General features: G+C 68.3%; 21 protein-coding genes. 18 read left to right on the forward strand and 3 right to left on the reverse strand.

Annotated elements, in window-relative coordinates; genetic code table 11:
- The first annotated feature begins 296 nt into the window (after positions 1-296).
- The 5 genes from QRX50_RS24335 to QRX50_RS24355 all read left to right on the forward strand — a co-directional run bounded on the left by QRX50_RS24335 (position 297) and on the right by QRX50_RS24355 (position 5,803).
- Positions 297-944: an RNA polymerase sigma factor gene (locus QRX50_RS24335; protein ID WP_285974205.1), complete on the forward strand. Its 648-nt coding sequence runs from the start codon at positions 297-299 to the stop codon at positions 942-944.
- Between the two features lie 134 nt (positions 945-1,078).
- Entirely contained in the window at positions 1,079-1,513 is a 435-nt protein-coding gene (locus QRX50_RS24340) for a DUF5709 domain-containing protein (RefSeq protein ID WP_220242465.1), read from the forward strand.
- A gap of 46 nt (positions 1,514-1,559) precedes the next feature.
- The gene (locus QRX50_RS24345; RefSeq protein WP_285974206.1) at positions 1,560-2,168 is read left to right on the forward strand and encodes a sulfite oxidase-like oxidoreductase; all 609 of its coding nucleotides are present in this window, start codon (positions 1,560-1,562) and stop codon (positions 2,166-2,168) included.
- Positions 2,168-2,866, forward strand: a complete 699-nt coding sequence (locus QRX50_RS24350; RefSeq protein ID WP_285974207.1) for an FAD-binding oxidoreductase — start codon at positions 2,168-2,170, stop codon at positions 2,864-2,866. Before QRX50_RS24345 ends, QRX50_RS24350 begins: the two co-directional genes overlap by 1 nt.
- A gap of 36 nt (positions 2,867-2,902) precedes the next feature.
- The gene (locus QRX50_RS24355; RefSeq protein WP_285974208.1) at positions 2,903-5,803 is read left to right on the forward strand and encodes an ATP-binding protein; all 2,901 of its coding nucleotides are present in this window, start codon (positions 2,903-2,905) and stop codon (positions 5,801-5,803) included.
- A 135-nt stretch (positions 5,804-5,938) separates the two neighbouring features.
- On the opposite strand, the gene QRX50_RS24360 is transcribed toward QRX50_RS24355, so the two are convergent.
- A complete protein-coding gene (locus tag QRX50_RS24360) occupies positions 5,939-6,883 on the reverse strand; it encodes an NADP-dependent oxidoreductase (protein ID WP_285974209.1) in 945 nt (314 codons plus the stop codon).
- A gap of 224 nt (positions 6,884-7,107) precedes the next feature.
- Here QRX50_RS24360 and QRX50_RS24365 point away from each other — a divergent pair, with 224 nt between their 5' ends.
- Positions 7,108-7,725 carry a TetR/AcrR family transcriptional regulator gene (locus QRX50_RS24365; protein WP_285974210.1) on the forward strand — a complete coding sequence of 206 codons (618 nt, stop codon included), beginning with the start codon at positions 7,108-7,110 and terminating at the stop codon, positions 7,723-7,725.
- A gap of 218 nt (positions 7,726-7,943) precedes the next feature.
- Here QRX50_RS24365 and QRX50_RS24370 read toward each other — a convergent pair whose 3' ends face one another.
- A complete protein-coding gene (locus QRX50_RS24370; protein WP_285974211.1) occupies positions 7,944-8,072 on the reverse strand; it encodes a hypothetical protein in 129 nt (42 codons plus the stop codon).
- Between the two features lie 370 nt (positions 8,073-8,442).
- Between QRX50_RS24370 and QRX50_RS24375 the strand changes: the two genes are divergently transcribed.
- The 10 genes from QRX50_RS24375 to QRX50_RS24420 all read left to right on the forward strand — a co-directional run bounded on the left by QRX50_RS24375 (position 8,443) and on the right by QRX50_RS24420 (position 19,862).
- The gene (locus tag QRX50_RS24375; protein ID WP_285974212.1) at positions 8,443-10,542 is read left to right on the forward strand and encodes a hydantoinase/oxoprolinase family protein; all 2,100 of its coding nucleotides are present in this window, start codon (positions 8,443-8,445) and stop codon (positions 10,540-10,542) included.
- 13 nt (positions 10,543-10,555) lie between these two features.
- A complete protein-coding gene (locus QRX50_RS24380) occupies positions 10,556-12,550 on the forward strand; it encodes a hydantoinase B/oxoprolinase family protein (protein ID WP_285974213.1) in 1,995 nt (664 codons plus the stop codon).
- On the forward strand, positions 12,547-12,840 hold the full coding sequence (locus QRX50_RS24385) for an acetone carboxylase subunit gamma (RefSeq protein ID WP_285974214.1): 294 nt from the start codon (positions 12,547-12,549) through the stop codon (positions 12,838-12,840). Before QRX50_RS24380 ends, QRX50_RS24385 begins: the two co-directional genes overlap by 4 nt.
- Positions 12,837-13,598 (forward strand): SDR family NAD(P)-dependent oxidoreductase, encoded by a 762-nt coding sequence (locus QRX50_RS24390; RefSeq protein WP_285974215.1) that lies wholly within the window; start codon positions 12,837-12,839, stop codon positions 13,596-13,598. The genes QRX50_RS24385 and QRX50_RS24390 overlap by 4 nt, the downstream gene beginning before the upstream one ends.
- 97 nt (positions 13,599-13,695) lie before the next feature.
- The gene (locus QRX50_RS24395) at positions 13,696-15,093 is read left to right on the forward strand and encodes an aldehyde dehydrogenase family protein (protein ID WP_285974545.1); all 1,398 of its coding nucleotides are present in this window, start codon (positions 13,696-13,698) and stop codon (positions 15,091-15,093) included.
- Between the two features lie 174 nt (positions 15,094-15,267).
- Entirely contained in the window at positions 15,268-15,651 is a 384-nt protein-coding gene (locus QRX50_RS24400) for an MmcQ/YjbR family DNA-binding protein (protein ID WP_285974216.1), read from the forward strand.
- A 61-nt stretch (positions 15,652-15,712) separates the two neighbouring features.
- Complete coding sequence (locus tag QRX50_RS24405) at positions 15,713-15,874, forward strand: hypothetical protein (RefSeq protein WP_285974217.1); 162 nt, start codon at positions 15,713-15,715, stop codon at positions 15,872-15,874.
- 272 nt (positions 15,875-16,146) lie between these two features.
- Positions 16,147-16,836, forward strand: a complete 690-nt coding sequence (locus QRX50_RS24410) for a DNA glycosylase family protein (protein WP_285974218.1) — start codon at positions 16,147-16,149, stop codon at positions 16,834-16,836.
- A 161-nt stretch (positions 16,837-16,997) separates the two neighbouring features.
- Positions 16,998-18,356: an NAD(P)/FAD-dependent oxidoreductase gene (locus QRX50_RS24415; RefSeq protein WP_285974219.1), complete on the forward strand. Its 1,359-nt coding sequence runs from the start codon at positions 16,998-17,000 to the stop codon at positions 18,354-18,356.
- 135 nt (positions 18,357-18,491) lie between these two features.
- On the forward strand, positions 18,492-19,862 hold the full coding sequence (locus QRX50_RS24420) for a dihydrolipoyl dehydrogenase family protein (RefSeq protein WP_285974220.1): 1,371 nt from the start codon (positions 18,492-18,494) through the stop codon (positions 19,860-19,862).
- Positions 19,863-19,926: 64 nt separating this feature from the next.
- Here QRX50_RS24420 and QRX50_RS24425 read toward each other — a convergent pair whose 3' ends face one another.
- Positions 19,927-20,673 carry an SDR family oxidoreductase gene (locus QRX50_RS24425; RefSeq protein ID WP_285974221.1) on the reverse strand — a complete coding sequence of 249 codons (747 nt, stop codon included), beginning with the start codon at positions 20,671-20,673 and terminating at the stop codon, positions 19,927-19,929.
- A gap of 204 nt (positions 20,674-20,877) precedes the next feature.
- Here QRX50_RS24425 and QRX50_RS24430 point away from each other — a divergent pair, with 204 nt between their 5' ends.
- Positions 20,878-21,711 carry a DNA-3-methyladenine glycosylase family protein gene (locus QRX50_RS24430; protein ID WP_285974222.1) on the forward strand — a complete coding sequence of 278 codons (834 nt, stop codon included), beginning with the start codon at positions 20,878-20,880 and terminating at the stop codon, positions 21,709-21,711.
- On the forward strand, positions 21,708-23,243 hold the full coding sequence (locus QRX50_RS24435; protein WP_285974223.1) for a GMC family oxidoreductase: 1,536 nt from the start codon (positions 21,708-21,710) through the stop codon (positions 23,241-23,243). Before QRX50_RS24430 ends, QRX50_RS24435 begins: the two co-directional genes overlap by 4 nt.
- Positions 23,244-23,650: the final 407 nt, after the last annotated feature.

A 23,650-nucleotide genomic window follows, 5' to 3' on the forward strand; every position in this document is an offset into this window, starting at 1 on the left:
AGCGGCCCTTGCCGCGCCTCGAAACACGAGCTGTCCGAACGCTCATGGCGTCGGCCCGGCTTGACGGCATCGCGCCAAGCGGTTCGAACACCGAGGCCATGGCTCGGTCTGCCGACTCTCCGTGCGTGGTGTGCGAGTCGGTTCAGTGCTTGTCGGACAAGTAGCGGTGACGGCGTGGCAGGGGATTTCAGATGTTGATAACGGTCATGAGAGAGGGGGTGGGGCGGCATGACGCCGGCCGTATCCCGTGTGCAGACGACATACCCCGCTGACACCGGACTGAAACCCCGGTTCACGTGACCACCTCGGAGGTCGACGAGCGAGTCCTGCTCGATGGACGGAGCTTCGATCCCGCGTCCGCCGTCTGGGTCCGGGAGTTGAGTCCTGGCAGCCCGGCATTCGAAGACGCCTGTCGCCGGCTGCACGCGATGCTCATCAAGATCGCCAGGAGGGAGGCCGCGCGCAGGTCGCCGGTCCTCCGGCTCACCGGCCCCGAACTCGAAGACCTGGCCCACCAGGCCGCCGCCGACGCCCTCATGCGGATCACCCGCAAGATCGGTGAGTTCCGCGGCGACGCGCAGTTCAAGACCTGGGCCTTCAAATTCGTCATTCTCGAGGTCTCGACGAAAGTCGGCCGGCACTTCTGGCGAGACCACCGAGTGTCTCTCGACCACGACGCGGCCGAGTGCGCTCGGGCCGCCGTCGGTGACGAACCGCCCCACCAGGTGCAGGCCATCGAACTCCGGGCCGCCCTTGCTCATGCCATCGAGAGCGCACTGACCGAACGCCAACGCCGCGTCTTCGTCGCTGTGGCCATCGACAACATCCCGATGGATGCCCTCGCTGCAAAACTGGAAACCAACCGCAACGCCATCTACAAGGCGATGTTCGACGCCCGGCGCAACATTCGCGCCTACCTGGTGGACAACGACTTCATCTCCTGACCGCAGTGCTCGATGCGGCCACACGCTGTCGGATGACCCACACGGGTAAGCCGGCCAGTTCGTCAATGCGGACTATATAGTCCACCTCGGTGAGGGTCGCGCGACCAGCGCGGCCGATCGGATGGGAGAACTCCATGAGCGACGACACTGACGAGTACGACGGTGGTGTCGACCTGGATGACGGCGTTCTGGATCCCGAGGACAGCCTCGTGGATCGTGGTGTGTCCGACGTCCTGGACGAGGGGTACACGCCGCCGGAACGGCCCTCCGCGGTCTTCGACTGGGGGCTCACGGCACGGGAGGCCGCGGGCCACGAGGAGCTCGGCAAGCGGCTCCGGCGTGAAGTGCCGGACGTCTTTCCCGTCGCGGATGAGGGTGACGGGCTCGGGGACGCGTCCGACACGGACGGGGAGCTGTACGACGACCAGGTCGGAGAGGCGCGCGCGGGCCGGCTGGTCGAAGACCCGGACGCCGACGAGGTGTATCCCTACCTCTTCGCCTCCGACGTGGGTGTGGACGGCGCCGCGGCGTCCGCCGAAGAAGCGGCCATTCACATCGTCCCGGAATGAGTGCTGGAGCTCTCCGGCACTGAACGCATGAGAAAGGTGGACAGACATGGTAACGACGAGAGGCTTCATCGGGCGTCAACGGTCCAGCCGAGACCCTCGGCTGCCACCGGGTCAATACGACGCGGGCAAGGACTGGCCGGTGCTGCACGCGGAGGCGACTCCATCGATCGACACTGCGAACTGGACTTTCACGATCGACGGCCTCGTCGACACGCCGACCAGCTGGACCTGGGACGAGATCCACGCACTCGAACCGGATCGGTACGAAGGCGCCATCCACTGCGTCACGACGTGGTCCAAGTTCGGGATGACCTTCGACGGGGTCTCCATCGACACCCTGCTGGAGATCACCGGGGTGCGTGACGAGGCGGCGTACGTGATGGCGCGCTCGCACACCGGGTACACCACCAATCTGCCGATCGAGGACGTGGTCGACGGCCGAGCCTGGGTGGTGTGGGACGTCAACGGCGCGCCACTGGACGACATCCACGGTGGTCCGGCCCGGCTGCTGGTGCCGCACCTGTACTTCTGGAAGAGCGCCAAATGGGTGTCGGGACTGAAGTTCATGGCCGAGGACGAGCAGGGCTTCTGGGAGCGAAACGGCTACCACGACCACGGTGACCCGTGGCTCGAGCAGCGTTACCAGGGGGACTGATGCCGGCCTCTTCGTCCTGGCAGACCGCCGTCGTGGCCGCCATCGGTCCGGAGGCTTCCCACGCGAAGACCTTCCGGTTGCGGCTCACCGAACCGCGGACACACCGGCCCGGCCAGTTCTACGTCGTCCGGCTGACCGCGCCGGACGGCTACCACGCCCAGCGCGACTACTCCGTGGCGAGCTCCCCCGGTGGGGAAGACATCGAGATCACGGTCGAGATGCTGCCCGACGGTGAGGTGTCAGGGTTTCTGCACAACGTCGTCGAAGTCGGGGACGTCCTGGAGGTCCGCGGTCCGGTCGGCAGGTTCTTCTCGTGGGACGGTGCCACGCCGATCCTGGGCCTCGCCGGGGGCTCGGGTGTGGTGCCGCTCATGTCCATGTTGCGGCTTGCGCGACGCGCGAACCGCCCCGACCTGATGCGGCTTGTCGTGTCCGTCCGATCGCCCGCCGATCTGTACTACGCGGACGAGATCTCCGGTCCGGAGACGACGGTCGTCTACACCCGCGAAGCGCCCGCGGGCAGCTCCCGTCCCGTGGGGCGCCTCACGGCCGAGGATGTTCGCCCTCTCGTCGAGTCCGACCGCGAGGTCTATGTGTGCGGCTCGGCGGGCTTTTGCGACGGAGCCACCAACCTGCTTCTCGAGGTCGGAGTCGATGTGCAGCGAATCCGCGTCAGCAGGTGGGGTCCGACCAGCTGAGCCGGCCGTTGCCGACGCGTTGTGGTGCCAGGGGCCGTGGCGTGGCGATCACTGACGAGGCGCGGCTGTGCACCGATATCTACCGGAGTGCGTGACTACACCGAAATGCTGATTCGAAGCAGACGTTGGGGAGACGCGGTGAGGGGCGACGATCCGGCTCCGACGCTGTTCGGCCGGCGTCGCGAGCTCGAGGTGGTCGGCGAGGTCGTCGGCGAAGTCAGGCGGGGACGCAGCGCCGTGCTCGTGGTTTGCGGCGAGGCGGGGGTCGGCAAGACCACGTTGCTGGACCACGCGGTCGCGGTGGCCGCCGATCTGCAGGTCATCCACGTGGCCGGGGCCGAATCGGAGGCAGAGTTCGCCTTCTCCGGACTGCACCAGGTGTGTGCGCCGCATCTGGGTCGGCTCGATCGTCTGCCGGCTCCGCAACGCGCGGCACTGACCACTGCGTTCGGTCTGACGAACGGGAACCCGCCGGACTTGTTCGTGGTGGGCCTGGCTGTGCTGACGTTGTTGGCAGAGGTCGCTGCGGAGCAGCCGCTGGTGTGTGTGGTCGACGACGCACAGTGGCTCGACAGCGCCTCGATACGGACGCTGTCGATCGTCGCACGCCGACTGCGGGTCGATCCGGTGGCGATGATCTTCGCCATCCGTGACGGGTACCAGAATCCGGACATGGCGGGCCTGGAGCGACTGCCCGGCCTGGCGCTCACCGGGCTTGGCGACCGGGATGCACGGGCACTGTTGGCAGTGACGGTGCCCGGTCCGATGGACGAGCGGGTGCGCGAGCGCATCCTCGCGGAGGCGCGGGGCAACCCGTTGGCGCTGCGGGAATTGCCGCGCTCGGCGAACGTGCCCGCGTTCGCCGGAAGTTTCGGATCGGTGGGCGAAGAGCGACCGATGTCGCGACGCATCGAACGCAGCTTCGCCGCCCGGCTGTCCGTACTACCGGCGGACACCCGGCTCCTGTTGCTCATCGCCTCGGCCGACCCGGTGGGGGAGTCAGATGTACTCTGGCGTGCCGCGGAACTCCTCGGCGTGCCGGAATCGGCGGCGGAACCGGCGGAAAGGGCAGAGCTGATCACCATCGGCCCTCGGGTCCGGTTCCGCCACCCGCTGATCCGGTCCGCCGTCTACGGGGCGGGCGGCCGTACCGACCGCCGGCGGGTGCACGCGGCGCTTGCCGACGCGATCGATCCGGGAGGGGATGGCGAGCATCGCGCGTGGCACCGCGGGCAGGCGACGCCGGTTCCCGATGAGGCGGTCGCCGGCGAGCTGGAACGGATGGCGGATCGGGCACGAGCCCGCGGCGGGATGTCCGCGGCGTCGGCGTTCCTGGCTCAGGCGACCGAGCTGACCCCGGATCCCGCCGAGCGCGGGCGCCGCGCACTGGCGGCCGCACGCACGAAGCTCAACGCCGGGGCTCCGAACGAAGCGCTGACGCTGCTCGCGTACGCGCAGGCGGCGCCGCCGGACCTCATGCGGCAGGCCCAGGTCGAGCTGCTTCGCGCGCAGATCGCCTTCTCCCTCAACCGTGGCCGCGACGCGCCCGCGTTGCTGCTGTCTGCCGCGGAACACCTGCGAGACCTCGACCCGTTGCTCTCGCGCGAAACCTACCTCGAGACGATGGTGGCTTCGGTGTTCGCCGGTCGGCTCACGTGCGCACAGGACGGCCCAGCCGGGATGGCCTGCGCCGCGCGGTCGGCCCCGCCCGCGCCGTCTCCGCCTCGAGCCGTCGACCTGCTGCTCGACGGACTGGTGCTGCGGTTCACCGACGGCTACACAGCCGCGGCACCGTCGCTCATGCGGGCCGTGCGCCAGTTCCTCCACGACGCCGACACCGGGGACGCGGGGCTGCGCTGGTACGGGCTCGTCGGCCGAATCGCCTTGGACCTGTGGGATCAGCAGGCGTGGGATGACCTCGCCGCCAGGCAGGTGCAGATCCTGCGTGAGCAGGGTGTGCTGAGGTTGCTGCCGGTCGCACTCGCCTACCGCGCCGGCGTGTGCGTGCACGCAGGGCGCTTCGACGAAGCGGCCACGCTGCTCGAAGAGTCCGACGCCATCACCCAGGCCACCGGTGCTCCGCCTCCGCAGTACATCGAGCCCGTGCTCTCGGCCTACCGCGGCCAGGAGGAGCACACGCTCGAGCTGGTGCGGACCAGCCTGCACAGCGCCCATGCGCGGGGTGAAGGCCGAGTGATCCCGATCGTGCAATACGCCGCGGCCGTGCTTCACAACAGCCTCGGGCAGTACCGCGAAGCGCTGGCCGCCACCGACTGGGCCGTCGAGTACGACGACATCGGCATGTACGGCTACGGCCTGCTCGAGCGTGTCGAAGCGGCGGCTCGCTGCGGCGAGACCCGCATCGCCACCGACGCCATGGAGGAACTCGTGGCGCGGGCCGACGCGACCGGTACGGAGATGGCGCTCGGGGTGGCGGCGCGCTCACGGGCCTTGCTGAGCCAGGGCGCCCACGCGGACCGGCTCTACCGCGCGGCCATCGAACACCTCGAGCGCGGCAAAGTGGACGTGCTGCGGGCGAGAGCTCAGCTGCTCTACGGCGAATGGCTGCACCGGGAACGCCGGCGTGACGAAGCAGCCGACCAGCTGAGGCAGGCCTTGGCGACCTTCCGGCGCGTGCGCGCCGACGGCTTCGCCGAACGCGCGCGCCGCGAACTCGTCGCTGCCGGCGCCATCGTGGAAGCGAGGGTGGCGTCGCCGGCGGAACAGCTGAGCGGCCGGGAAGTCACCATCGCGCGGCTGGCGGCCGAAGGGTGCACCAATTCCGAAATCGCCGCGCAGCTGTTCCTCAGCGCACGCACGGTCGAGTGGCACATGGGCAAGATCTTCGGGAAGCTCGGCATCGCGTCGAGAAGGAAGCTGAAGGCCGCACTCAGTGGTTCGCTCGCGGGCAGCGGGGCACGCCAGGGCTCGTGGTGAGGCTCGGCGGATCCGCGAGTCTCACCACGAGCCGTCGCCGGGACGTCCTGCGGGAACGCTGGCGGGGCCACACCGTCGAGGTCGCGTCGCTGACGGTGCCGGCAGGGGAGTCGGAACCGGTTTCGTCCGCGCTCGTTAGGGGCGAACGCGGATGATCGTCTTGCCCTTTTTCCGCTCGGTCGGGTTGAACGCGGCCACGGCGTCGTCGAGGCTCGCCACGGTGCCGATGTTCGTGCGCACCCGGCCGTCTCGCACCCGCTGCACGATTTCACCCAGCTGAGCACGGTCGGCCTCGACGACGAAGTCGACCGCCAGGCCGTCGGCGGGCCGGGTCTCCGGCGGGCCGGCGATCGTCACCAGCGTGCCTCCGGCCCGAACCAAACCCGCCGACCGCGACCCGATGTCACCACCGAAGACATCGAACACCAGATCCACACTGCCGACGTCCTCCAGCGCGTCGTTCTCCAGATCGACGAACTCCTGCACCCCGAAATCGTGGGCCGTCGCACGGTCGGCCTCGCGCCCCGTGCCCACAACGTAAGCACCCGCCTCACGCGCGAGCTGCGCCACCATCGACCCGACCGCTCCGGCTGCGCCGTGCACCAGAACGCTCTGTCCCGCCTCCAGCCGGCCGTGCACGAACAACCCCTGCCACGAGGTGAGGCCCGCCATGACAAGGCCTGCACCGGTCGTGAAGTCGACGTCGCCCGGCAGCGGCGCGAGATTGCGTGCTTCAACGATCGCGTACTCCGCCAGCGTGCCGTCGCGGGTCCAGTCCGTGAGACCGAACACCCGTTGACCGACCGACAATCCCGCGGCACCGTAGCTGAGCGCGGTGACCACGCCGGCCACCTCGTGTCCGGGGATCGACGGCGTCCGGTCCCGGCCACGGCGATCGACCCAGGTCGAGGGCCACGACAGCTCATCCCAGGTGAAGCCCGAGGCGTGAACCTCGACGACGACATCGCCGTAGTTCGCCCCGGCGAGGTCGGCGAGCATCGCCACGTCGGGGTCGGGCCGGTCCACCAGTGTCATCCCGGCCCTTCCCGCGGCCTCGTCCGTCACCACAATCGCCTTCATCCGGAACCTCTTCCCTCTCTGTGTGTGCTGGGATCACGTCCACGCTTTGTGGACTTAACAGTCCATTGCGGGGAACTCAACCTCGACCGGGTGCCTCGGCCGCGCGGCCGAGGTTGGGTTCGAATCTACTGTCTTGCCCTCAGCGGGTAAGAAGTGGACCATATGGACCCTGATTGCTCAGGGGGAAGTCCCCCACTGGAACGAGGGCGGCTACTGTTGCCACCATGACGGCCGACTGGTATGACAGGCCCCGCCCGAGTCGCGACAATTCCGAGCCGGGACCCCGTGCGCGCGTCGTGGCAGCGGCGACCACGCTCCTGCTGCGCGAAGGCGTCGGCTCGCTCACCGCGGCGCGTGTTCATGCTGCCGCTCGCGTGACTCAGGCCGAGCTCAACCAGCTGTTTCCCGACTCCGGCCGGATCGTGGAGGCGATCGTCGAGGCCCAGCTCGAGGTCGTCTTGCGGGCGCAGCGCCCCAGTCTGAACGCAGTCGAACGCCTCACGGACCTCGAACAGTGGCAGTCGCGGCTGCTCGATTCGTGCGCGGCGCAAGGCGGTTGCCCTCTCGGCTCGCTCATCTACCACCTCGCTCACCGCCACGATCGTGGCCGGCTCGCCCTCGCCACAGCGTTTTCCCGGTGGCAGGGGTTGCTCGCCTCGGCCTTGTCGCGCATCCAGGCCGCCGGCGAGCTCGATTCCGATGTGGCGCCGGAAGTCCTTGCCGTCGGCGTCATCGCTGCCCTGCAAGGAGGTTATCTGCTGGCGCATACCACTCAGGACGCCGATCAATTGCGCGCCTCGCTCGACATGGCCCTCGGCCAGGTTCGCTTCCACTCGACGTGAAGGGCGATACAACCCGAGAGGTCGGGCAGTGCCGTCCTGCTCGTAGCCCTGTCACTCGTCAGTGGCAGTAGCCACTGTCAGTCCTCGATCCGCCCTTCACCTGCTCTGTGGTTGCTCGAGCGGCGCAGCCTGCCGGTAAATGGCTGCTGACGCGACCCGCAGGGCTCTGCTTTGAAGAAGTCGACTCTGGAAATCTTGGAGTGCGCGTCCCGACTGGGTCAGGCGATGCCCGCGGGGCGCACCTCGGCGGGGCAGGCGATGCTCGTGACGCGTCCGTGGCGGCCGCTCGCGTCTAAGAACTTGCCCTTCCGGTTCGCCGTGGACGTCTTGATACCGCTGAGTCGCACTTCGCGCAATGAACTTCGGCAAATCGGCGGACGGCTCAAACGCGACCTTATCGAGGCCGCATCGCTCCTGTCCTGAATGCCTTGCCGGGCACACTGTCGCTGACCGAACAGCTCCGGCGTGGGCAGTTCACCTGTTCGTGTCTCGTGGACACACAAGCCGCATTGAGGATCCGGTCGCAGCGACTGACTGAGTGCATGCCATTGATGACATTCACCAACTTGGCTGCCAACCCGGATGCGCCAGGGGTGCGCTAGCCCGAATATAACTCTGTCTGACAGAGACAGTTACTGGACAGCAGAGTCAACCGTAGTTACCGTGTAGCCACCCAGATGTGGGGCCCTAGTCAACGTTGAGTAGAGGGAGCGCTCCGTGGCGTACGTAATCGGCATCGACATCGGAGGAACGTTCACGGACGCCTTCGCATCGGACGAATCGGGACGGGTTGCCGCGACCAAGACTCCGTCGACCCCACCGGACTTCTCCCGGGGATTTCTCACGGTTCTGGACGAACTGGCCGGAGCGCTCGAGGTCGACACCGCGGCTCTGCTCGCCAACACCCACTACATCGTCCACGGCACAACGTCGACGTTGAACGCGTTGGTCACGGGAGATGTCGCCACCGTCGGGTTCCTCACGACCCGCGGTCACGCGGACTCGATCGCCATCATGAACCTGGAAGGGCGCTACGCCGGGCTCGGCTCGGACGAGGTCCAGGACATGGTGCTGACGAACAAACCCAAGCCGCTCGTGCCGCCGCAGCTCATCCGGGAGATCGACGAGCGCATCGACCACAAGGGACACGAGGTCGTGGCCCTCGACGAAGCGGGAACCCGGATCGCGATCCGCGAACTCGTCGCCGCCGGCGCACAGGCGATCGCCGTTTCGCTGCTGTGGAGCTTCCGCAACGACGCGCACGAGCGGCGGGTGGGTGAGTTGATCGCCGAGGAGGCACCCGAGCTGTACGTGGCGCTCTCCTGCGACGTGAGCCCACGGATCCGCGAGTACGCCCGCAGCGCCACCACCATCATGAACACCCAGGTCGGCCCGCGACTGCGGGACTACCTGCGGCCGTTGGAGGCAGAGCTGCGCGATCGCGGCTTCGGCGGTTCGCTGCTGGTGATGCAGGGTTCGGGCGGCTGCGTCGATTCCGGTGACGCACCGTCGCGGGCGATCACGACGATCGGCTCCGTCCTGACCGGAGGAGTGGTGGGCTGCACCCGCCTGGCTCAGGCGCTGGGCCATCGCAACGTGATCTCCACCGACATGGGCGGCACCACGTTCCTCGCCGGCCTCGTCGTCGACGGTGAACCGGTGGCCACGACAAGCACGGTGCTCAACCAGTACCAGCTGAACGTGCCGATGGTCGACGTCCACACCATCGGAGCCGGCGGCGGCGCGATCGCCTGGGTCGACCCGGGACTCAACCTGCGGGTGGGCCCGCGCAGCGCCGGCGCACGGCCGGGCCCGGCGTGCTACGGCGAAGGCGGTACCGAACCGACCGTCAGCGACGTCGACCTGCTGCTCGGCATCATCAACCCGGACAACTTCCTCGGTGGCCGCAAAAAGCTGTCCAAGGACCTCGCGGCCGAGGCAGTGCGGACGCACATCGCCGAGCCACTGGGCCTGTCCGTCGACGACGCCGCGGCCGCGATCTACGCCATCCAGAACGCCCAGACCGCCGACCTCGTCCGCAAAGTCGTCGTCACTTCCGGCCAGGACCCGCGCGATTTCGCGCTTTACGCCTTCGGCGGCGCCGGCCCCATGCACTGCGCGAGCTACGCGGCCGACCTCGATGTCGCGGAAGTGGTGGTCCCGCTCGGGCCGACCGCCGCGGTGTTTTCCGCCTACGGCCTGGCCGCGTCGGACATCGTGCTCACCGCCGAGCTGTCGTCGCCGAGCAACTTCCCCAACCCCGTCGAGGACTTCAACGGAGCGTTCGCGCAGCTGCGTTCGGAGCTGGACGATCGGCTGGGCGCGCAGAAGCTGCGGTTCGGCAACGTCACCTACCGCAACGAAGTCGACCTCCGGTACACGATGCAGCTCGCCGAGGTCCCGACACCGGTGCCGGCCGAGGCCGTCGATACCGCCGGCCTGGAGGATGTCACCACTGCCTTCGGTGAACTCTACGAACGCTTGTACGGCAAGGGGTCCGGGTTCTCCGAGGCAGGATTGCAGCTGATCACCTACCGCACGCAGGCGGTCGGTGAGCTGCCGATCCGCCCACGGCTGGGTGAGGTCGGCGTCGCCACCGCAGCGCCCGTCTCATCCAGTACCCGCCAGGTTTTCCTCGACGCGCGCCGCGGTTGGCAGGCCGCCGACATCTTCGACTACCGCGATCTCGCGGCCGGTCAGGAACTCAAGGGCCCCGCCATCGTCGAGGCCCCGACCACGACTGTCGCCCTGCCCGAAGGCTGCATCGGCCGCGTCGACCGGCTCGGCAACCTCGTCATCAGCTACACCAAGGCCTGAGAGGACCGCGCCGATGCCCGTCATCCCCGTTTCCGGTTCCGAGGAATTCGCGAACCTGCCCACGTCTCCCGCCGAGACCCGCCGGGTCGTCGGCGACGCCGTGCGCCTGCACGACGTCGACCAGTCCGTGGTGGACGGTCTCGACCCCCTCACCTACGAGGTAGTCCGCCACCGCCTCACCTCGATCACCGAGGAGATGGGGGAAGCCCTCAAACGCATGTCCGGCTCGGTCGTGGTCACCGACTGCAACGACTTCGACGCCGCGATCATGGACGAGGTCGGTGACGTCGTCCAGGTCGGTCTCTACAACACGGAATTGGCCGCCTCCCTCGACATGGCCGCCAACTGGACGCTACGTCACCGTGCCGCGCGCCCCGGGATCCGCCCCGGTGACATGTTCCTGTGCAACGACCCCTGGGTCGGCGGCGGCCTGCACCAGAACGACGTGAGCCTGTTCGCACCGCTGTTCATCGACGGTGAACTGTTCGCCTGGACCGGGGCCGTCGCGCACCAGGTCGACCTCGGCGGCGTCTCGCCGGGCAGCTGGTCGGTCGGCGCCACCGACGTGTTCTGGGAGTCCGTGCCGACGCCTCCCGTCAAGATCGTCGAAGGCGGCGAGATCCGCGATGACATCGAGGACATGTACCTGCGACGCTCGCGCGTCCCCAAGCTGGTCGCCCTCGACTTGCGGGCCAAGATCGGCGCCAACAACGTCGCGCACGAGCGTCTGCGGACGTTGTGCGAGAAGTACGGTGCCGCCACGGTCAAAGCCGTCATGCGCCGCGTGCTGAACGACGCCGAGACCCGGCTGCGGAGAAAACTGTCCGAACTTCCCGACGGTTCGTGGACTTCCGTGGCGCACCAGGACTCCGCTCGATCCGGCGACCGCGGCATCTACAAGATCGTGTGCACCCTCACCAAGACCGGTGACCGGCTCACGTTCGACTTCACCGGCACCGATCCGCAGGTCGACGGACTGATCAACTGCACGTACGCAGGTCTGCGCGGTGGCATCATGCCGGTTCTGCTGACCACGTTGTGCGGCGACATCCCCTGGGCACCCGGCGGGCTCTACCGATGCCTGGAGATCGTCAGCGAACCCGGCACGATCAACAACTGCACCTTCCCGGCGGGAATCGGCAAGGCATCGGTCGCCTCCGCGTGGGCCACGACCAACGTCGTCACCGAATGTCTCGCCGGCCTGCTCGACGCTCACCCGCAGCACCGTGAGCGGTTGATGAGCGTCTGTTGCGGCACCTGGGACTTCGCCCTGCTCGCCGGGGTCGACCAACGCGGGGGTGGCTTCGTCACCATGCTCTGCGATTCGATGGCGGGCGGCCTCGGCGCCCGAACCCACTCCGACGGCGTGGACACCGGCGGTCTGGCCTGCATCCCCATGGGACGCGTCGCCGATGTCGAGATGAACGAGTTCAGCTTTCCGATGCTCTACCTGTGGCGCCGCGAAGAGGCAGACTCAGGCGGCCCGGGCCGGTACCGAGGCGGCGTCGGCGCTTCGAGTTGCTTCATCCCGTATGACAGCCCACTCGGCGGCGTGCATCTTGTCGTCTCCGCGCCAGGCAAAGCGCTGCCCCTGGCCGGGGGGCTCTCCGGTGGACTGCCCGCCGGAACACAGCACGACGTCCTGCTGCGGTCGACCACGGTGCGCGCCGACCTGGCCGGGGGACACATCCCGGCGTCGCTCGCGGACCTCGGCGGTACACCTGATGTGCTGCCGACTCACCACGAGACCGAACTGGGCGAGGAGGACGTGTACTTCACGCACTGGCAGGGCGGCGGCGGATACGGAGATCCACTGCTGCGCGACCCTTCCGCGGTCTCGGCCGACGTTCTCGCACACAAAGTCTCCCCGACGGGTGCCGCCGATGTCTACGGCGTCGTCCTCGGACCGGACGGCACTGTGGACGACGAGGGCACCCGAAACCGCCGCAGCGCACTCCGGCGCAGCCGCGCCGGACTGGACGACGATCGCACGGAGGCCACCGCGTGACACTCTTCATCGACGACAACCTCGAACAGCTGCCCGACGGGCGGGTCGTTTGCCGGCACTGCGGGCAGGTCCTCGGCGACGCTGCACAACCGCTGCGCGAGGCCCGCGTTCGGGAAACAGCACCGGCCACCGCCGGACCGTCCGTCCGGGAGAACGCGAGCCGGTTCACCGACCGTCCGGTGGTCTTCCGGCAAACCTTCTGCCCGACCTGCCTGACCCAGCTCCAAGCCGAGATCGTGCCGGGTGACGAACCGTCTTCACGGCACCGCTCCCTGGCGGTGGACGCATGAACGCAGGACTGGCGGGCCGCACGATCGTGGTCACCGGCGGAGGTCAGGGCCTCGGTCGGGCCTACGCCCAACGGGTCGCGACGGACGGAGGAACCGTCGTCATCGCCGACATCAACGCCGAGGCCGGAGAAAGAGTCGCTACCGAGATCGCAGACGCCGGCGGCAAGGCCTGCTTCCACTACCTGGACGTCGCTGATCCCGCTTCGTGTTCGGACTTCGCCCGGTTCGTCAGCAGCGAGTTCGGCGCCTTGCACGGGCTGGTGAACAACGCGGCCATCTTCTCCACGATCGTGATGCGTCCGTTCTGGGAGATCCCGATCGAGGAGTGGGACCGACTGATGGCCGTCAACCTCCGCGGGCCGTTCCTGCTGACCAGCGCGTTGCTTCCCGCCCTGCGCCTGGGCGGTGATTCGAGCATCGTCAACGTCGCTTCCGACGCGGTCTGGCTGGGGCGAGCCGGGTACCTGCACTACACCGCGAGCAAGGCCGGCGTCACCGGAATGACGTACTCGATGTCCCGCGAACTGGGCACCGACGGAATCCGCGTGAACGCGATCTCACCCGGGCCCACCTACACCGAGGTCCCTCGCGGCACCGTCTCGGCCGCTCAAAAGGAGGCGATGCACGCCGCGCAAGCCCTCCACCGGGATGCCGGGCCCGAGGACATGGTCGGTGTGGTCGCGTTCCTGCTCTCGGACGACAGCCGTTTCATGACCGGACAGGTCCTGTCGGTCAGCGGCGGGTTGCTCCACCGATGATCTCTCCCACCAGCAAAGGACTCGTCACATGAGCCCGCACGATCAGCTCTCCGCCGTCGTCGACCGCGCGTGGGAGGTGCGCCTGCACGGCCGCCCGATGCCGACCCGGAACCGATACCAGATCGAAGACCCCACGACCGGACGGCGCCTGACCGACGCACCCGACTGTTCGGCAGAGGAGGTCGACGAGATCGTCCGCGCCGCGGCCGAAGCCCAGCTGCAATGGGCGAAGCTGCCCGTGCGCGCCCGCGCGGCGAAGGTTCGCGCCTTCGCCGAGCTCCTGCGTGCGCACGAGGAAGAGCTGGCGACGATCGACGCGATCGACGCGGGCTTCCCGCTGCCTGTGATGCGGGCTGACGTCGGCGCCGCGGCGACGATCGTGGACATCATGGCCGACCACGCTCTGCAGCTCGGAGGATCCACCTACCCGTTGTCGGGCAACCTGCACTACAGCCTGCAGGAGCCGTACGGTGTCGTTGCCCGAATCGTGCCGTTCAATCACCCGCTGTTCTTCGCCGCCTCCAAAGTCGCCGCGCCACTGGTCGCGGGCAACGCGGTTGTGCTCAAGGCTCCCGATCAAACGCCGCTGTCCGCGCTGAGGATGGCGGAGCTGGCCGCCGAAGTCTTCGGCCCCGACCTTTGTGCGGTCATCAGTGGCCGGGGGTCGGTCAGCGGCGCCGCGCTCGTCGCGCACCCTCTCATCCGGCGTATCGGATTCATCGGCGCGCCCGACACCGGTCGGATGATCCAGCGCTCCGCCGCGGAGGCCGGCGTGAAGTACGTCAGCCTCGAACTCGGTGGCAAGAACGCACTGATCGTCCTGCCCGACGCCGATCTCGATCGAGCGGTCGAGAGTGCGGTGTTCGGGATGAACTACACGGCCACCGCCGGCCAGTCCTGCGGTTCGACCAGCCGGCTGCTGCTCCACGAATCGGTTGCCGATCAGGTCATCGACGCGGTCGTCGACCAGGTCCGGTCGATTCGCGTCGGCCATCCGCTGGACGCGGACACGCAGATGGGTCCCGTGATCTCCGGTAACCAGTACGACAAATCCGTCGACGCCATCACCGCGGCGACCACCGCCGGTGGCAAGGCGCTGGCCGGAGGCGGTCGCCCCGACACCGTCGGTCCGGATGGGTGGTACCTCTCTCCGACGGTGCTGGCGGGTGTTTCGCCCGACAACCCGGCGGCGGTGGCCGAAATCTTCGGCCCGGTCCTGACGGTGCTGACCTTTCGAGACGAAGCCGAGGCCGTCGCCATCGCCAACAGCAGCGAATACGGACTGACCGCGGGTGTCTTCACCAGCGACGTGACCCGTGCCCATCGGATCGCCCGTGAGCTGGAGGCCGGTTACGTGTGGATCAACGGGAGCTCACGACACTACTGGGGCCTCCCGTTCGGCGGTGTCAAGGCATCCGGCGTCGGCCGTGAAGAGTCAGTGGACGAGTTGCTGTCCTACACCCAGACCAAAGCGGTCACCGTCGTGATGGAGTGACTCCGACACCACCCCGGCGCCCGAGTCGGGGGTGAGCGCATCCGCCCACCTCCGACTCGGGCCGATCCAATTCGCGGTGCTGCCCGGTTGATGGCCTCCGCAGTAAGAACCTCCGCTGTCGCGGTAGCTGAGTACGTGGCGATCGAAGCCGAATCGACAAAGGAGTTGGTCACCTTGGACGGCGACAAGCTGCAGAAGATCGCGGGCGACTGCGGTGTGGAACTGCCCGGCGCCGACCTCGAGCATCGTTTCGGCCCCGATTGGGACCTCTACAAGGTGTGCGGCAAGGTCTTCATGCTCATGACCGATCTGCCGGGGCACCCGGTGGTGGTCGTGAAAGCAGATCCGGACAACGCCACCGCCCTGCGTGAGCAGCACGCGGACATCACCCCCGGCTACCACATGAACAAGAAGCACTGGATCACGGTGGAAGGCGGGGGCACCGTCGGCGCGAAGCTGGTGAAGGAGCTCGTGATCGATTCCTACCGTCTCGTGGTCGGCGGGCTTCCGAAGTCCGAGCGGCCCGTGGATTCCCAGATCTACGGCCGCCGCGCCTGAGCTGCTGCCGTCAATTCCTGGGGATCAACGAGCATCGACTCTCGGCATGCGACGGAGAGCTATGATCGACAGTTTCACCGGCCGGCAAACGGCCGCGATCGGCGGCTGCGGCGACACGGGGGAGGAGCCCGCGACCGACGCCGCGCACCGCGCTGCCGAGGATGACGGGTTCGAGATGTTCATCCGGGCGTGGCTGGAGCTTCTGGACACCGTTCGGAGCTAGCCCGGCGATGACGGGTTGAGCAGCGAGGCGCCGGATCCGGCGCGCGCGGATCCGGGCGCGCGGTGTCGATGCCGGCGCGCTGATGTCCTATATGGACCTGGCTGAGTCCTCCGCGCCCCCGCGTGACTTACGGGTTCCGCGCGGCCCGGGGACGGTACGGGTCCGTTCTGGGCGCTCGTGTGGCTGACTGGAACGCGGAGCTCGGCATGCCGAGGCGTGGGACAACGCCACGTCCACCGGCTACGGACTGAACTGTGAGCAGGAGGCGTCCGATGAAGGTCGGTTTGCACGCGCGGGATATACCTGTCTTGGTCGGTGCCGCTGTCACGGAGTCGGAACTCGCTTATGACCACCTGGCGGGGCGCGACCCGGTCATGCGCTGTCTTGTGCGCCGGTTCGGCCGGCCGGAGCCGTTCGGCCATCGGGAGGAAGCCGGTCTCGGCGGCCATTTCCCGGCGCTGGTTCGCTACTTCGGTGCGAGGCAGTTCCGCGCGCCTTCGACTTCCACGGTGTACACGCAGATCTGCCGTGCATCGTGCGGCCACCCGTCTCCGGCGATGGTCGCCGACCTCGGTGCCGGCCGGCTGACCGCACTGGGTGTGCCGCGGCCGGACGCCGAGCGGCTGGTGCGGCTCGCGCAGGCGCAGCTGGCCGGCGACATCGACCTGGACCTCCTCGTCGGGCGCAACGACTGCCAAGTCCGGCAGATCCTTGCGCGGTACGGGATCCCCCGTGATGTGACGGACCTGTTCCTGATCCGCCGCCTGCACCGACCCGACGTGCTGCCGGTCGACGACCCGGTGCTCGCCCAGCTTGTCTGGCGGATTTGGGCGTGTGGCAGCGCGGACGAAGGGTTCGGCCGGCAGTGGGCGCCGTTCCGCACCTATGCCGCGGCTCTGCTGTGGGAGGTGTCGCAGGCGGTGCCGCCACAGGCCGGCTGGAAGATCCAAGATCCAGGGTAAGAACTGTCGCCGGCACGGCGCTGAGGATCGGGCAACACGACTGAGCCCGAACAGAGCGGTGTGCGCACGATGCCCGGCCTGGGTGCGATGGCTCGATGCCTTGCCGGGCAACGAGTTCGACCAGGGCATCTTCGGCCGCGGACTTGAGAAACAGAGGCCTCATGCGCAAGATCTTGATCGTCGGCGGCGGCTACGCGGGCTTCTACGCCGCATGGAAACTCGAAAAGAAGCTGCGCCGGGACGAGGCCGAAGTGACGGTGGTCGACCCGCGGCCGTACATGACCTATCAGCCGTTTTTGCCCGAGGTGGTGGCCGGGTCGATCGAGGCGCGGCACGCCGCGGTGTCGCTGCGCCGCCACCTCCACCGCACGCGGATCATCACCGGGATGGTCGACGCGATCGACCACAAACGCCGTTCGGTGACGATCCGGCGCGCCGGCGGGGACCCGTTCGAACAGGGTTACGACGTCGTCGTGGTCACCGCCGGCGCGGTCACCCGCAAGTTCCCGGTGCCGGGCATCGCCGAACAGGCCATCGGCCTCAAGCACGTGGAGGAAGCGGTCGCGATCCGCGACCGGCTGCTGACGTCGTTCGACCGAGCGGCCGTGCTGCCGCCGGGGCCGCACCGGCAGAAGCTGCTCACCGCCACTTTCGTCGGGGGCGGGTTCTCCGGCGTCGAGGGCTTCGCCGAGCTGCTGTCGCTGGCGACCGCGCTGCTGAAGCGCTATCCCGAACTGCATCGCGACGAGCTTCGGTTCCACCTCGTCGAAGCGTCGGGCCGGATCTTGCCCGAGGTCACCGACTCGCCAGGACGGTGGGTCGTGCGTTTCCTGCGACGACGTGGTGCGCAGGTGCACCTGGACACGCAGATCAGGTCGATGACCGGTGGGCACGTGGTGCTCTCCACCGGCGAGGAGTTCGATTCGGAGCTCATCGTGTGGACGGCCGGCAACGCGGCGAACCCGGTTGTGGAAAAGCACACCGACCTCCCGGTGGACGAGCGTGGATTCGTCGTCGCCCGGCCGGACCTGCGGGTCGGTACCGACGCCGAACCAGTACCCGACGCATGGGCCGCCGGCGACGACGCCGCGATCGAAGACCTCACCTCGCCGATCCCCGGCACCCGCACGGTGCCCAACGCCCAGCACGCCGTGCGCCAGGGCAAGCTGCTCGCGCGCAACATCGTCGCGACCATGCGCAGCGGAAAGCCGAAGAACTACCGTCACCACAGCCTCGGCTCCATCGCGACGCTCGGCATCGGTCACGGGATCTTCCAGTATCGGCGACTCGTGATCAAGGGGCCCATCGCCTGGCTGATGCATCGTGGCTATCACGTGCTGGCCGTGCCCAGCTGGGAACGCAAGGTCCGAGTGCTCGTGATCTGGCTGACCGCCGGGTTGTTCGGCCGGGACATCCTCTCGCTGGCGTCGGTGCAGCACCCTCGCGACGCTTTCGTCGACGGCGGTGAACCCGCGGCGCTGCTGAACCGGACGTCTCAGGACCGAACCTCGCCGTGTTGAGCGGTTTCCCTTTCCTCGGAGAATCGCCCGTTCGCCGCTGCGCGAGTCTTTTCGGGCCTGGTTCGTGCGACGGGGGAGGAGCCCGCCTCGACCACGACCGGAATGACAGGACAGACCCATCGGATGGCGGTCTTGATGAGTGAACACTTCGACGCGATCGTGATCGGCATGGGCACCGGCGGCGAAGCCACCGCTTACCGGCTCCTGGCCGGCGGAAAACGGATCGCGGTCATCGAAAAGGAGCTGATCGGCGGGGAATGTGCCTACTGGGCCTGCATCCCGTCCAAGACCCTGCTGCGTTCCACCGAAGCTCGCGCCGAAGCCGAGCGCACCGCCGGGCTCACGCGGCCGGGTCTGGAGTGGACGACGTTGCGTGACTACCGCGACTTCATGGTCCGCCACCTCGACGACACCGGCCAGGTCGACGGTTTGCGCAAGCTCGGCGCCACCGTGATCAAGGCGACCGCGCGCCTGGTCGGGCCCGGCAAGGTCGAGGTCCAGGGCCGCACGCTGACCGCCGACCACGTCGTCATCGCCACCGGCGCGGCTCCGAGCCACCTGTCGATCGCTGGTCTGGCCGACGTGCCGGTGTGGACCAACCGCCAGACGACCACCCTCACCCGGATCCCGGAACGAGTGACCTTCCTCGGCGGCGGCGCCACCGGCATCGAACTCGGCCATTTCCTGACTCGCATGGGCAGCCAGGTCACCATCGTGCAGCGCGGCTCGCGCTTGCTGGACCGCGAAGATCCGGCACTGGGCGACTTGATCGCCGAGCTGTTGACCGCGGATGGAATCGACGTGCGGACCGGCGTCCGAGCGCACACCGTCCGGCGCGTTTCCGGCCGGCGTGGCGAAGAGATCGTCGTCGAGCTGGATGACGGCACCACTGTGGACACGGATGTCCTCGTCAACGCCACCGGTCGCACTCCCTGCACCGCCTCCCTGAACCTGGAGGCCGTCGGCGTGCGGCCCGGGTCCCGGGGGCACATCGAAGTAGACGAAAACTGCCGGGCCGGCGACGGGCTGTGGGCCGTCGGAGACGTGACCGGAGTCGCGCTGTTCACCCACGTGGCCACCTACCAGGGCCGCGTGGTGGCCGACAACATCTTGGGCCGCCCACGCGTCGCCGACTACACCGCCGTCCCCCGCGTGGTGTTCACCCAGCCCGAGATCGCCGCCGTGGGCCTCACCCCCGCGTCAGCCCGCGGCCAGGGGATCGACATCGTGGCCTCCACCCTGCAGCTGGCCGACGAGATCGCGCGCCCCTACACCTACGAGACGGACCCCTACGGCACCTTCACACTGATCGCGGACCGCCGGCGGCGCACACTCGTCGGCGCCTGGGCCGTCGCTCCGCTCGCCGGCGAGTGGATCAACACCGCCGCCCTCGCCATCCGGCACCACCTCACCATCGACGATCTCGCCGACGGCATCGTCCAGTTCCCCAGCTACACGGAAGCCCTCACCCTCGCCGCCGACAAACTCGTCAGTCAGCTGCAGTGATGAGACGGCCGGCAAGATGCGGAATCCTGCCGGCCGTTGAAGGTTCGTCTTCTCGTGCGCTCGGTCAGATGGCCAACCCGGCGCCACCGGACACCACGATCTCCTGCCCGGTGACGTAGGCGGCCTCGTCCGAAGCCAGGAACGCGACGGTCCCGGCGATGTCTTCAGGCGTGCCCAGGCGACCGAACGGGTTCTTCTCCGCCATCTCCGCCATCGTCGCGGGGACGTCGTCAGATCCCGTGCCGAGCGCGGTCCGCGTCATGGGGGTGTCGGTGAATCCCGGGCTCACGGCGTTGACCCGGATGCGGCGCGGGGCGAGCTCCAAGGCCAGCGTCGGGATCATGGCCAGCAACGCGCCGTGCGACCCGGCCGCGATGCTGTTGCCGGTCAGGCTTCGCGTCGCTCCGATTCCCACCGTGACAATGACAGAAGCGCCGTCGGTCAGCAGCGGCAGCGCCTTGATCAGGGTGAAGAACTGCCCTTTGGTGTTGACGGCGAACACCTCGTCGAAGGCCGCTTCGTCGCAGACGTCCAGAGTCACGGGCCGGCTGACGCCGGCGTTCAGGTACAGCGTGGTCAGACTCCCGAATCGTTCGCCGACTTCGGACACCACCCTGTCGGTGTCAGCGAGCGAGCGCGCGTCGGCTTGCAAGACCAGGACGTCTTCGGGGAGCTCCTCGCGCGCCCGGGCGACGCTTTCCGGACGTTGTCCGGTGACCGCGACGCGATAGCCACGGCTGTGCAGAACCTGCGCGGTCGCCTTCCCGATCCCGCTGGTGCCGCCGGTGATCAGGGCTGCACGTGCCGACATGGTGATCACTCCACAGTAGTTGGTGTCTTGACACGACAGCCCGACGACATGGCGCCGAGCTCAGGCGGTGTCGCGAGGTGCCAGAGGACGGCTACCCGCGTATCCATCATTATCGAAGAGAACCATATAGTCCACACGCGTGGTCGACCAGCGGCGGGTACCTGGGCTGCCGCCATCCCCGGCTCAGCTGAAGGGGGCTTGGGAATGAGCGGGATCACTGCGCGTCCCGAGGGTGTGCGGCTGGATCGATGTGACCTGTTCCTGGACTATGTGGGCCATATTTGGGACCCTGGTGACGTGACCATGACTCGCACGGGGAAGCGCGCAACCAAGGAACAGCGCGCCGCGTACGAGTACTTGGGCTCGCGCGGCGACTCGCTCGCCCTGTGGGTGCGGTCGACAGGACCGATCGATGCCTACGAGTCACACCTTCCGGTCGAGGTCCACGCTCCGCTCGAATGGTTGTCGTTCGCGATCGCCTCGCGGCAGCTCAGCAGGGCAACCGCCTTGGCGATCTACCACCGGCTTGTCACGCAGCTGGGTGGCTCCATCACCACGGAGCGGGTCGTCACGGCCGACGAACGGATTCTGCGCGGAGCCGGCTTGTCTCACCGGAAAGCCAGGGCAATCCGCGAGGTTGCCGAACACGCCGATGACGGCCTGCTGGACCCGGACAAGCTCGCGGCGATGTCGGATACCGAAATTCAAACCAAGCTCGTGGCCGTGGCGGGTATCGGTCCTTCGACAGCGCAGATGTTCATGATGCGGTACCTGCGTCGACCGGACATCTTCCCGGCCGGCGACCTCGCTGTGCGCTCGGCGATCACGACATTCGATCGACTGGACAGGCGGATCACGCCGAAGGCCGCGGAGCAGCGTAGTGAGCCATGGCGGCCGTATCGGTCGTATGCGACGGCGTACCTGTGGGGTTACGTGTGGGAGCTGCACCATACAGATGAAGGAGCCGGCATGGACAGCAGCTTCGTTCGAGCACGCCCGAAACCGACTGCCGGCCGCTCGGTCGAGGCCGGCTCATGAGTGCTCGCTACGACTATGTGGTCGTCGGCGGGGGCACGGCCGGGTGTGTCGTGGCCGCACGTCTGTCAGAGGACACTGACAGTCGCGTGCTGCTGCTCGAGTCCGGTGGCCCCGATTCCAAGGCGGAAATCTCCGACCCACCCGCGTGGCCCTCTGTCTGGGGCACCGAAGTCGACTACGGCTACCGCACCGTCCCGCAGGCCGGCACCGGCGGGGCCGCACACGACTGGCCGCGTGGTCACACCCTCGGCGGGTCGCACAGCATCAACGCGATGGTGCACCTGCGAGGGCACCGCGGCGACTTCGACCAGTGGGCGAGGATGGGCTGCACGGGCTGGGACTACGACTCGGTCCTGCCGTACTTCCGGCGCATGGAATCCGTGCCGGGCCGCGATGCCCGGTTTCGTGGCACGGACGGGCCGCTGCGCCCGGCACCCTCGGCCGCACCCAACCCGCTCTCGCAGGTGTTCGTCGACGCCGCGGTGGCCGCCGGACACCCGCGGGCCGACGACTTCAACGGCGCCGACGGTGAAGGTGCCGGCTGGCATGACCTCTCGATCGCGGACGGGATGCGACAGAGCACGGCCGCGGCTTACCTGCGGCCGATCCGGGACGCGCGGCCCAACCTCACCGTGGCGACCGGTGCCCGCGCACACCGGCTGCTGTTCGACGCCGACCAGTGCACCGGTGTGGAATACCGGCAGGACGGCGCCGGCCATACCGTGTACGCCGACCGCGAGGTCATCCTCAGCGCCGGCACGGTCGACTCACCGCGACTGTTGCTGCTCTCCGGTGTCGGCCCCGCCGCCGACCTCGAATACGCCGGCGTCGACGTCGTGCACGACCTGCCCGGCGTCGGTCGCAACCTCCACGACCACCCACTGTGCAACGTCGTCTACGAGGCCGCACAGCCGATTCCGCCCGGCAACACCAACCACGCCGAGACCTCGATGGTGTGGCGCAGCGACCCGAGCCTCACCGGGCCCGACATGCAGCTGATGTTCATGCACGTCCCCTTCGGCCCACCGGCCCTGCCGGCTCCGCCGAACAGCTTCACCTTCGGACTGGCGACCGTCCCGCAGGCCCGCGGCGCCGTCCGCATCGCGGGGCCCGATCCGAGCGCACAGCCACTGATCGACCCGAACTACCTGGGGGCCGAGCGCGACGTGCTGCGCCTCGTCGACGCCGTCGCCGTGGCTCGCGAGATCGCCGCCGCGCACCCGTTCGACGCGTGGCGCGGGAAGGAACTGCACCCTGGCCCGGATGCCCGCGACCAGCACAGCCTGCGCGAGTTCGTCACCCGTGCCACCGGCACGTACTTCCACCCGGTCGGCACCTGCGCGATGGGCACCGGCCCCGGCGCGGTCGTCGACCTCGATCTGCGTCTGCGCGGTGTGCGCGGCCTGCGGGTCGCCGACGCATCGGTCATGCCGCGCATCGTCTGCGTCAACACCAACGCGGCCACGATCATGATCGGCGAAAAAGCCGCCGACCTCGTCCGCGGCCGCGAGGTGGCCGGGTCGGTGTCCTGACGCTCTCGCCGCGATCGGTCGTGCACAGGGAGCGCTGCGACGCCGGCAGTCGACTCGGCGCACTGCGGCGGCCGGCCGTGGCGAGCGTCGGCTGAGGTTGTTCACTCCGCAACGCCGGCCGAGCCGCGAGGCTTCGCTGGGCGCGAGGTCGACAGTCGGGCAACGAACGAGGTCGCAACGCTGCCGGTAAGACTTCGAGACGGACCGACACCAACCACTTGCCCGATGACGCGGGTCGCCGCACGCACCCGCTGCGACCGCTGAGCCGCACACAGGAGAGGTAAGGGAATGAGCGACGCCGAGCCTTCAGCCGGAGACCTGTAGCTGGAAGCTCTTCCGTGAGCGCTGCTCGCGGTCGGGAATTGTCTCCACCACGCAGTGGATGTCAAGTAAATTGACGTCTTGCC

Origin of the sequence: Amycolatopsis sp. 2-15, from assembly GCF_030285625.1 — a bacterium.
In the GTDB taxonomy this organism is placed as follows: Bacteria; Actinomycetota; Actinomycetes; order Mycobacteriales; family Pseudonocardiaceae; genus Amycolatopsis; species Amycolatopsis carbonis.